13 protein-coding genes are annotated in these 9680 nt (G+C 71.5%); 5 read left to right on the top strand and 8 right to left on the bottom strand.

From position 1 onward, the window contains the following. Positions 1-16 precede the first annotated feature (16 nt). Positions 17-733 carry an alpha/beta fold hydrolase gene (locus tag DJ019_RS17705; RefSeq protein WP_111277510.1) on the top strand — a complete coding sequence of 239 codons (717 nt, stop codon included), beginning with the start codon at positions 17-19 and terminating at the stop codon, positions 731-733. Here the strand turns inward: DJ019_RS17705 and DJ019_RS17700 are convergent. The 3 genes from DJ019_RS17700 to DJ019_RS17690 are packed head-to-tail and all read right to left on the bottom strand — an operon-like array spanning position 730 to position 2327. Next, on the bottom strand, positions 730-1446 hold the full coding sequence (locus DJ019_RS17700; protein ID WP_111277508.1) for a hypothetical protein: 717 nt from the start codon (positions 1444-1446) through the stop codon (positions 730-732). The two genes, DJ019_RS17705 and DJ019_RS17700, sit on opposite strands and share 4 nt — an antisense overlap. A 32-nt stretch (positions 1447-1478) precedes the next feature. After that, complete coding sequence (locus DJ019_RS17695) at positions 1479-1967, bottom strand: YdcF family protein (protein WP_165844063.1); 489 nt, start codon at positions 1965-1967, stop codon at positions 1479-1481. Positions 1968-2006: 39 nt separating this feature from the next. Next, complete coding sequence (locus DJ019_RS17690; RefSeq protein ID WP_111277504.1) at positions 2007-2327, bottom strand: hypothetical protein; 321 nt, start codon at positions 2325-2327, stop codon at positions 2007-2009. A 248-nt stretch (positions 2328-2575) separates the two neighbouring features. Here DJ019_RS17690 and DJ019_RS17685 point away from each other — a divergent pair, with 248 nt between their 5' ends. The 4 genes from DJ019_RS17685 to DJ019_RS17670 are packed head-to-tail and all read left to right on the top strand — an operon-like array spanning position 2576 to position 6124. After that, the gene (locus tag DJ019_RS17685) at positions 2576-3703 is read left to right on the top strand and encodes an ABC transporter permease (protein WP_111277502.1); all 1128 of its coding nucleotides are present in this window, start codon (positions 2576-2578) and stop codon (positions 3701-3703) included. Further along, the gene (locus DJ019_RS17680) at positions 3700-4527 is read left to right on the top strand and encodes an ABC transporter ATP-binding protein (protein WP_111277500.1); all 828 of its coding nucleotides are present in this window, start codon (positions 3700-3702) and stop codon (positions 4525-4527) included. The genes DJ019_RS17685 and DJ019_RS17680 overlap by 4 nt, the downstream gene beginning before the upstream one ends. After that, positions 4527-5498, top strand: a complete 972-nt coding sequence (locus DJ019_RS17675) for an MlaD family protein (protein WP_111277498.1) — start codon at positions 4527-4529, stop codon at positions 5496-5498. The genes DJ019_RS17680 and DJ019_RS17675 overlap by 1 nt, the downstream gene beginning before the upstream one ends. After that, a complete protein-coding gene (locus DJ019_RS17670; RefSeq protein ID WP_111277496.1) occupies positions 5495-6124 on the top strand; it encodes an ABC-type transport auxiliary lipoprotein family protein in 630 nt (209 codons plus the stop codon). The genes DJ019_RS17675 and DJ019_RS17670 overlap by 4 nt, the downstream gene beginning before the upstream one ends. Positions 6125-6128: 4 nt before the next feature. On the opposite strand, the gene DJ019_RS17665 is transcribed toward DJ019_RS17670, so the two are convergent. Genes DJ019_RS17665 through DJ019_RS17645 form a run of 5 tightly spaced genes read right to left on the bottom strand, consistent with a single transcriptional unit; the run spans position 6129 to position 9673 of the window. Next, positions 6129-6497: a hypothetical protein gene (locus tag DJ019_RS17665; protein ID WP_111277494.1), complete on the bottom strand. Its 369-nt coding sequence runs from the start codon at positions 6495-6497 to the stop codon at positions 6129-6131. Beyond that, complete coding sequence (locus tag DJ019_RS17660; protein WP_111277492.1) at positions 6494-7255, bottom strand: ABC transporter ATP-binding protein; 762 nt, start codon at positions 7253-7255, stop codon at positions 6494-6496. The genes DJ019_RS17665 and DJ019_RS17660 overlap by 4 nt, the downstream gene beginning before the upstream one ends. Continuing rightward, positions 7252-8238: a FecCD family ABC transporter permease gene (locus tag DJ019_RS17655; RefSeq protein ID WP_111277490.1), complete on the bottom strand. Its 987-nt coding sequence runs from the start codon at positions 8236-8238 to the stop codon at positions 7252-7254. The genes DJ019_RS17660 and DJ019_RS17655 overlap by 4 nt, the downstream gene beginning before the upstream one ends. Next, positions 8235-8981, bottom strand: coding sequence for an ABC transporter substrate-binding protein (locus DJ019_RS17650; RefSeq protein WP_338066110.1), 747 nt, complete (start codon positions 8979-8981; stop codon positions 8235-8237). The genes DJ019_RS17655 and DJ019_RS17650 overlap by 4 nt, the downstream gene beginning before the upstream one ends. 56 nt (positions 8982-9037) lie before the next feature. After that, positions 9038-9673 carry a TetR/AcrR family transcriptional regulator gene (locus tag DJ019_RS17645; RefSeq protein ID WP_111277488.1) on the bottom strand — a complete coding sequence of 212 codons (636 nt, stop codon included), beginning with the start codon at positions 9671-9673 and terminating at the stop codon, positions 9038-9040. Between the last annotated feature and the right edge of the window lie 7 nt (positions 9674-9680).

The following is a 9680-nucleotide window of genomic DNA, read 5'->3' as shown; positions in this document are numbered from 1 at the left end:
GCGAAGGAGGAGCCGCGTGGAAGAGCGCATCGAGGTCGCCACCGCCTTCGGGCCGATCTGGTTCCACGGCCGCGACACCGGCCGGCCGGTCATGCTGCTGCTGACTGGAGCGTTCGCCGCGGAGGATCTCCTCGACCACACCCAGCGCTTCCTTCCCGATGTCGATGTCTGGCGCGCTCACCTGCCCGGCAACCACTGCCCCGCCATCGCGCCGGTCTCCGTCGGGGTCTTTGCGGCGGCATATGCGGAGGCCCTCGACGCTCGCGCGGGTGACCGGCCCGTGGCCGTGACCGGCCTTTCCGCCGGAGCCCTGGTGGCCCTGGCCTTGCGCGCCAGGAGTCTGAAGGCGCTGCTTCTGGTCGAACCCCCGCTCCGGTCGGAGCACCTCTGGCCCATGCTCGAGTTCCGCGCCCAGGGCCCGCCGGGCTGGGAGACGCTCATCGAACCCGTCTTCGGCATCGGACCCGACAGCGTGAGGCCCGTGGACTACACGCCCCTCCTCGACGCCCTGTCCGTCCCGGCCCTGGTGCTCGTCGGCGAGGTTCCGCTCATGCCTCAGCGGCCGGTCCCCTTCCTGCCCAGCTTCGTCGACGAGGAATGCCGCGCTCGCCTGGCGGCCCATTCCCGGGTGCGGCTCGAGATCGTCCCCGGCGCCGGCCACAACATTCCGGCTCAGGCTCCCCAGCTGTTCCTTGGCGCGATGCGGCGTCTCTGCCGGGCGGCGGCCGCCTAGTCGCGGCGCCGGTTGGTCATGGGGGCTTCGGGGTCGGGGGCGGCCGGTGGGGTGTAGGCCGGCAAGGACTCGGTCGAAGGCGGCAGGTCGAGAACCGGCGGGGCCGCATCTACCTCTCCCGCAGCGACCTCCGGGGGCGCCGGTGAGGATGGCGCCGGCTGGGGCGTGCGGGTCGGCCGGCCGGGCGCGGCGCGCAGCGGAGCGGGGACGGGCCGCGACGCCTCAGCGGCAGGAGCCTGCGATGGACGGACGGCGACCGTTGCGCTGACCGCCGGCGGCGGGGGAGCCGCCAACTCGGGATTTGCCTGGGCCACCTCGCGCCCACGACCGAAGACCAGCGCCAGGGCCGCGACACCTCCGACTCCGACACCTATGGCAGCCAGGACCGGCAGACGGGAGGATCGCCGCAGCACCGGAGGCGGGCGCCGTGGGGGCGCCGGCGCCTGCACGATCAGTTCCGGAAGTTCGACGACCTGCGGCGCCGGCTGCTGTGGCGAGGGCTCGACCGTCGGCGCCGGCGGCGGGTCGGGCTGGGGGGCGGAAAAGGCCGGGCGCACGAACGCCGGCGTGATCGCTGCCGGGCGCCCTGTGGGCGCACGCTCGCTTGGCGCTGCGCCGGCCTTCGGCAGCGGCCCCAACTTGAACGGCGCCTGAGGCATCTTCGGCCAGGCGCTGTTGCGGGCGAAGGGGTTGTCGTCCGGGTCGGAAGCCATGGCGCCAAGCCTCGCGGTCGAGTTGGACCGGACTATGGCCTGATCCGCTCCCGGCCGGCCACGATCAGGGCAAGATTGTGGGGGATCGCCAGCCCTTCACGCAGGCTCATCCCCAACCGGTGCGCGGCAGGCGGACCGGCGCGGCCGCGCCCCAGAGGTCCCGGGCGGCTCTCGACGCCCGCCAGCCGCAGCAGGATCCTGATGCGTGGCAGGTGATAGGCGTCGCTGCACGCGATGACGTGAGGGTGGCCGCCCCTTGCCGCCTCGACCGCCGCGGCCCTGGCGTTCTCGATGGTCGTGCGGCTGAGTTCGTCCAGGATCAGGCGCTCGGCCGCCACGCCTTGCGCCTGCAGCAGGTCGGCCATGATCGACGCCTCGGAAGGCCCGGGCCGACAGACGCCGCCGGAACACAGGATCGGCGCATCGGGCTGTTCCGCCGCCGCGGCCAGCCCATACCCGACCCGGCGAAGCAATGCCGCCGACGCTCGTCCGTCCGGTCCGACGGCAGCGCCGAAGATCACGATCAGGGGCGGGGACGTTCACCCGCCGAGCATGCGGGCTCAGGCCTGGCCGTTCAATGGCGGGTGGTAGGCGTCGATCAGGTCGCGCCGCTCAGCCTCGCGGACGGCGCGGGTCACGTTCAGCCGCGTGAGGACCGTCGCCGAGCCGTAGGTCTCCCGCGCCCGCTCCAGGTCCGTCCGCCAGCTCTGGCTGGCGAGATTGTCGGTCTCGCCCGCGTAGACCACGTGAAGCTCCCCGTCCTCGGCGATCTCGGCGATGACGTAGTTCGCGCCGGCCGGAGGCAGGAAGCGGGTCTCGTCGATCGGCGTGTATCGGTAGCGCGCGCCGGAAGCTCCGGCGAAGTCGATCTGGCGGGTCACGTCTCAAGCTCCAGTCGTAGGCACGATTCAACTCCCCCACCCCGATGCATCCGGGCTGACTTGGACCAAAACTTGGCTGAGCTCGGCTGTGGGGAGCTGCAAGGATCGGTTTATGTGGCGGAACAGCCTTCGCCATATGTACGTTCGCCCCTCGCCGCCAGTTCTCGGCGGCGCTTATGCGCCAAGGGAGTGATGATCCCGTGCGCCGGGGCTGGACAGCCGCGCCGCACACACGGGACAAGGCCTGCATGGAGAAGCCCGCCGCCTTCAGCTTTGAGCCCGCGACGGATCGCCCCACCGCGGCGCTGACGGGCGACTGGACCGCCCGAGGCCTGGGCGGCGTGGGCCGTGACCTGGCCCGGGCCCTCTCCGGGAGGACCGACGTGGTGCTCGACCTGACCGGCGTGGGCCGCATGGACACGGCCGGCGCCTATGCCGTCGTCCAGGCGGTCGGGCCGGGTTTCGCGATCGACCGGATCCAGGCCAGGCCCGAGTCGCGGCGGCTGCTCGAGCTGGTCGACAGCGCCGTGCGCGTGAAGCCGGTGATCCGACCTGAGCCGCGCGGCTTCCATCAGCTCACCGTCCGGATCGGCAAGGGCGTCATGGAGCTCGGCGTCGAGTTCCTCGACACCATGGCCTTCCTCGGCCACCTGATCGTCGTCTCGTTCCGCGCGCTCGCGAACCTCTTCGTGGCTCCCCACCGAATTCGCTGGGCGCCGATCTTCACCCAGATGGAACGCGCCGGCCTCGACGCGATCCCGATCGTCGCCCTCACCACCTTCTTTATCGGCGCCGTCGTGGCGCTGCTGGGCGTGAACATGCTTCGCCAGTTCGGGGCCGAGGTGTTCGTCGTCGAGTTGATCGGCGTGGCCGTGCTGCGCGAGTTCAACATCGTCATCACCGCCGTCCTGCTGGCGGGACGCTCCGCCTCGGCCTTCGCCGCCGAGCTCGGCTCGATGAAGATGCAGCAGGAAGTCGACGCCATGAAGGTGATGGGCGTGGACCCATTCGAAGGGCTGGTCCTGCCGCGGTTCCTGGCGCTTCTGATCACCATTCCGCTGCTGACCTTCGTCGCCACCCTCGCGGGCCTGCTGGGCGGCCTGATGATCACCTGGACGACCCTGGGCCTCGGCCCGACCTTCTTCCTGCAGCGGATCGTCGACAATGTGGGCGACACGCACTTCTACGTGGCCATGTCCAAGGCGCCCGTCATGGCCGGCGTGGTCGCCAGCATCGGCTGCCGGCAGGGCCTGCTTACGGGCGGCGACGTCCAGTCTCTCGGCAAGCGGGTGACCGCGGCTGTGGTCCACGCGATCTTCGCCATCATCATGCTCGATGCGGTCTTCGCGCTCATCTACATGGAGCTCGACATATGACCGACGCCGCCGCCGTCGAGGCCGGTCTCGCCGGCCAGGATGACCCGTCGGGGCCTGCCATCGAGGTGCGCGGCCTGCGCACGCAGTTCGGCGACCACGTGGTGCACGAGGGTCTGGATCTCACGGTCCGCCGGGGAGAAATCCTTGGTGTCGTGGGCGGTTCGGGCACGGGCAAGTCGGTGCTGCTCAACGCCATCATCGGCCTGCGGGAGCCGGACGCCGGCACGATCTCGGTCTTCGGCCAGTCGCTGCAGCAGGCGTCCCGCCGTCGCTGGAGCGAGCTCGAGCGGTCCTGGGGCGTCCTGTTCCAGGGCGGCGCGCTCTTCTCGAACCTGACCGTCCGCGAGAACGTGGCCGCGCCGATGTTCGAGCATACCAAACTGTCGCGCCGCGAGGCCTACGAGCTGGCGGACCTGAAGATCGCCATGGTCGGCCTGCGCCCCGAGGCGGGCTCGCTCAAGCCCGCGGAACTCTCCGGCGGCATGAAGAAGCGGGCGGGCCTTGCCCGGGCCCTTTCCCTCGACCCTGAGCTGCTGTTCCTGGACGAGCCCACGTCCGGCCTCGATCCCATCGGCGCCGCCGCCTTCGACGAACTGATCGCTGACCTTGCCGCCAGCCTGGACCTTACGGTGTTCATGATCACCCACGACCTCGACTCCCTCTACGAGATCACCGACCGCGTGGCCGTCCTGGCCGACAAGAAGGTGGTGGCCACCGCGCCGGTGGCCGAGCTTGAGCACTCGGATCACCCGTGGATCCGTGAATATTTCCTCGGGCCCCGGGGCCGCGCCGCGCGCGCCGCCCTCGTCGGGAAGGACGGCTGATGGAGCGGAACGCCAACTACGCCCTTGTGGGGCTCTCGACGCTGATCCTGGCGGCCGCCCTGACGGTGTTCGTCATCTGGCTCGCCCGCGTGCGGCTGAATGCCGAGTACGACCTGTACGACGTCGTCTTCCAGGGGCCCGTCCGTGGACTCAACGAGGGCGGCGAGGTCCACTTCAACGGCATCAAGGTGGGCGAGGTCACCAAGATCGCCCTCGACCAGACCGACCCGAAGAACGTCATCGCCCGTGTCCGCGTGGCCGAGGATGTCCCGATCCGCACCGACAGCTACGCGACGCTCGAGCCCCAGGGCATCACCGGCCTCAACTACATCCAGATCGCCTCCGGCTCGAGCACCCGCGCCCTGCTGAAGGACTATGCGGAGGCCCAGTGCGACAAGCAGCCCCGTCGCCTGGGCGCAGCCTGCATCCCGGTGCTGCAGAGCCGCCGCAGCACGATCTCCGACCTGCTGGAGGGCGGCGGCACGGTGCTGACGCGCACCATCGAAGCGCTCGACCGGATGAACCGCGTGCTCTCGGATCAGAACATCAAGACGTTCTCGGCCGCCCTCTCCGACACCCAGGCCTTCACCGCCGAGCTGCGCGACCGCAAGGCGCTGATCGCCGACGCCCAGAGCGCGCTGCAGCGCATCGACACCGCCGCCGACGAGATCGCCAAGCTGTCCGCCAGCACCCGCGGCGTGATCGACGGCGACGGCAAACGCGCGATCAAGAACATCGCCGACGCCGCCGAGGAGGCCCGGGCCACCGCAGCCGACGCCCGCTCGATGATCGCCCGCCTCCAGGCGCCGACCACCGAGTTCGCCACCAACGGCCTGCCGCAGATCACCGCGGCGGTCATCCAACTCCAGACCGCCGCCGAGTCGCTGGAGCGGCTCGTCAACGAGGTCCAGTCCAGCCCCACCGGCGCCCTCGGCAAGCCGAAGGCCGAAGAGGTGAAGGTTCCCCAATGATCCGACCGAAATCCTCCCTCGCCGCTGTGGCCGTCGCCGCGGCTGCCCTCGCGCTCTCGGGCTGCATCTCGCTGCTGCCCAAGACCAAGCCGGCGCACCTGTACCGGTTCGGCCACCCCCCGACGGCCGAGGCGGCCGAGGCGACCCAGGGGACCGTCGGCGTGTTCCGCACGAATGCGACGTTCCAACGGGAGGCCGCCGGCGACCGGCTGCTCACGATCACGGGCGGCAAGGTCGCCTATATCGCCGAGACCCGCTGGGTCGCCCCGGCCGCCGTCCTCTGGGACCAGGCTGTGCTGGCCGCGTTCGACGCCGACCCCGGCCCCGTCCGCCTGATCTCTCGCGGCGAAGCGGCGGCGGCGGACTACGTCCTGCGGCTCGACGTGCGGAATTTCGAGGCCGTCTACGACCGCGGGCCGAAGGCCGCGCCCACCGTCGTGGTCCGGGTTCGCGCCGCCATGACCCGTGGAACCGATCGCGGCCAGGTGGCGGAGAAGATCTTCGAGGCGCGCGTGACCGCCGGCTCCAACCGGGTCGGGGCGATCGTCCCCGCCTACGACAAGGCCGTCGCGGATACTCTGGCCCAGATCGTCGCCTGGACCACCGAGCAGGCGCGCCCGGCCTGACCTGCTATCCGGCCGTGCGCGTCCGCCACCAGGCGACGACGAACAGGATCGCCAGGATGATGTCGGGGGTCACGGCCCAGGCCACGATGGGCTGGACCCGGCCCAGGATCGCCAGCGTCCAGCAGGCGCCAAAGAACACCGCCTTGCCGAACGCCCCGATGAGCATGAACGGCCGGTAGCGGACGGGGTCGCGGCCGATCAGCAGGTAGCCGAACTGCCACGCCAGGGTGGAGGCTGCGAAGCCATAGTAGGTGTCGGGATGGCTGAAGGGCCCCGTCATGGCGGCAAGGCTGCTTTCCATGAAGAACAGCGGGGCGATGATGATCACGCCCCAGATCCCGCCGATCGTGAACACCCATCTGGCGAATGTCATCGGTCCCTCCCCCGTCGAGCCACCAGCATCGGCCCTTCGGCCGAGCTTTCCAACCGCCCCGCAAGGCCGAAGGCCTCTCGCAGGACCTCAGGCCGTAGCGCATCGGCCGGCGCGTCATCCGCCACGACGCGTCCGCCCGCCAGCACCACCAGGCGATCGCAGTATCGCGCGGCCAGGCTGAGGTCGTGCAGGGTGACCAGCACCGCCGCTCCGCGCACCGCCTCCTCGCGGAACAGATCCAGCGCGAGAAGCTGAGCGTCAGGGTCCAGACCGGCGACGGGTTCGTCGGCGACGATCAGCGGCGCAGCCGTCGCCAGCAGCCGCGCGAGCAGCACGCGCGCCCGCTCGCCGCCCGACATCTCGAGCACCCCCCGCTCCTCCAGCCCGGCAAGCCCCACCCGCGCGAGCGCCGCAACGGCCCGCTGCCGCGCGGTCGCCGCCGGAACGTCCAGGGCGCCCAGCCCGGCCACGCGCGCTGCGCTCATGTTCCAGCCCACATGCCGCTCCTGCGGAAGGTAGGCGGCCAGCCGCGCACGCTCTGGATCGGACAGTCGCGCGACGTCACGGCCCGCCAACTCCGCCCGCCCGCGCTCCAACCGCACCAGGCCGAGCACCGCCCGCAGCAGGGTGGTCTTGCCCGCGCCGTTCGGCCCGACGATCCCCACGACCTCGCCGGCCTGTGCCGAGAGGCTGGCGCCCTCCAGCACCTGCCGCCCGGCGCGGCGGACACTGGCGTCGTGGACCGCGAGCACGCTCATCCCCGCCAGCTCCGCGCCGCGCGCCAGGCGATCAGCGCGAACAGCGGCGCACCGGCCAGGGCCGTCATCACTCCCAGCTTCAACTCGATGTCCGTCGGCAGGATCCGCGCACCGATGTCCGCCGCGCCCAGCAGCACGGCGCCGGCGAGGGCTGACGGCAAAAGCACGCGCCCGGGATCGCCGCCTGCGCCGGCGCGGACGAGATGCGGCGCCGCCAGGCCCACGAAGCCGACGATGCCGGCCAAGGCCACCGCCGCGCCGGTCAGCAGGGACGCCCCTGCCACCGCAGCCGCCCGCATCCGGCGCATGGGCAGGCCCGACAGCGCCGCCGCCTCGTCCCCCAGGGTCAGCATCACCAGACCGCGGGCTGCGTAGAGGCAGAGGGCCGCGCCGACGGCCATGGCGGGGAGTTGCCGGCCGATATCGTCCCAGTCGCGGTTGGCCACCGAGCCCAGCAGCCAGGCGAACACCTCGGCGAGGGTCACCGGCGACGGCGCGAAGTTGAACACGAGCGAGGTCAAGGCTCCCAGGAAGGCCGACAGCGCCACACCGAACAGGATGAGCGTCTCCGGCTCCCGGAACCGTGCCGCCAGCCAGGTCAGCGCCGCGCCGACCAGGAGCGCCGCCCCCAGGGCCGCTGCTTCGACGGCCCCGGGACGCGCCGCGAGGCCCAGGGAGATCGCCAGCGCCGCGCCCAGCCCGGCGCCGCCGGAGACCCCCAGCACGCCCGGGTCGGCGAGCGGATTTCGCAACAGGCCCTGCATCACCGCCCCCGCCAGGCCCAGGGCCGCACCCACCACCAGGGCCGCAACCGTGCGCGGCAGGCGGATGTCGAACAGGATCTCGTGCGGGCCCGACGCGGGGTCGGCGAACGCCTCCGCGAACTGGGCCACGGAGAGCGCGGTCTCGCCGAGCATGAGACCCGCTGCCGCCAGCCCGATCGCGGTCGCCCCCAGGGCGGCGTTCAGGATCCAGGGCCTCATCGCACGATGCGCCGGGACGGAGCAGCCGCGGCGAGGGCTTCGACCGCCTCGGCGGCCCCCCAGTCGGGACAGCCGAGCATCGAGCCCGGCAGGCTCGCCACGGCGCGTTCCTGCGCGACGCGCTGGAGGACACGATGGCGCCCCATGCCCCAACTGTCTCCCGCGAGCTGGAATGTGTCGAAGAAGCCCAGCACCGCCGCCTGCGGCGGGTCCAGCGCCAGCTGCTCGAGGGAGACCGTCTGGTAGCCCGGCCGCGCCTCCGCGTTGGAGAGCCCGGCGGCGCGCATGACCGCATCCACCAGGGTCCCCGGGCCGGCGGTCACGCCGCCTGGCGTCAGGTACAGGGCGCGCGTCCCACGCCAGGCGCCGGCCGCCCCGGCAAGCCGTCGGTCCACCCCCGCCACCAGAAGCTCTCCCGCAGGCGTCTGGCCCAACGCCGCAGCGACGCGACGGATGTTGGCCCGCACCTGACTGAATTCGTTAGCCTCGGCGATCGTGACCACACGCACGCCCCGCTGCTCCAGCGCTCCGACCAGTCGCGGATCGCCGCCCCAGTAGCGGACGACCACATCCGGCCGCGTGGCCAGCGCGGTTTCCAGGTCCACGCGCCGCTTCGGTAGACCGCGCGCCAGCGCCCTCATCCGGGAATCTGCGTCATCGGCCCGCGTCGAAAGTCCCACGATCGACGCGCGTGGGCTCAACGCCAGGACATACTGGTCCGCGCACTGGTCCAGGGACAGCACACGCGGGGCGGCCTGCGCCGCCGTCGGCGAGATGGAGGCAGCTACGGCGATCGCCGCTAGTCGATGACCAGCCCGTGCAGCATGCCGTCGAGGGTGATCCGCATCAGTTCCTCGTGATCGGTCCACTCGAAGGTCGGACGGCTGATGATCAGCGCCACCACGCCGTGGCACGCCATCCACAGCGCCTGGGCCGCCGAGTCGGCGCTGCCGGTCCGCAGCCGGCCGCTGGCCGCCACCTCGCGCACCACCCCTGAGAAGGCTTCGTAGCATTGGCTGCTCAGGTCCGAGGTGCGCTCCGGGGTGGGGTCGCTCGATACCGGACCCCGGGAGCAATAGACAAGCTGATAGGCGTTGGGGTGTTCGAGCCCCCAGCGCATGTAGGCGTCCAGCATCATGCGAGTGCGCACCACCGCGTCCAGCGGCTTGCCCGCGATCTCGGTGTTGCTGGCCAGAAGCTGACTGAGGGCGCCCCCCACGATCTCGTGCAGGATGCCGGCCTTGTCGGCGAAGTGCATGTAAAGGGCGGTGGACGACACGCCGACCTCGTCCGCGATCTTGCGGATGGTCGCGCCGTCATAGCCCTCGGCGACGAAGATACGCTCCGCCGCGTCGAGAATCTCGGCCCGACGGAGGTGGCCGTCACCCTTCGCCTTGCGCGCGGTCTTCCGCGTCGCGGGCGCTACTGCGCTCATGGACTCT

The sequence above is a fragment of the Phenylobacterium kunshanense genome (assembly GCF_003254525.1).
Taxonomy (GTDB): Bacteria; Pseudomonadota; Alphaproteobacteria; order Caulobacterales; family Caulobacteraceae; genus Phenylobacterium; species Phenylobacterium kunshanense.
This window is presented reverse-complemented; position numbering and strand designations above follow the sequence as displayed.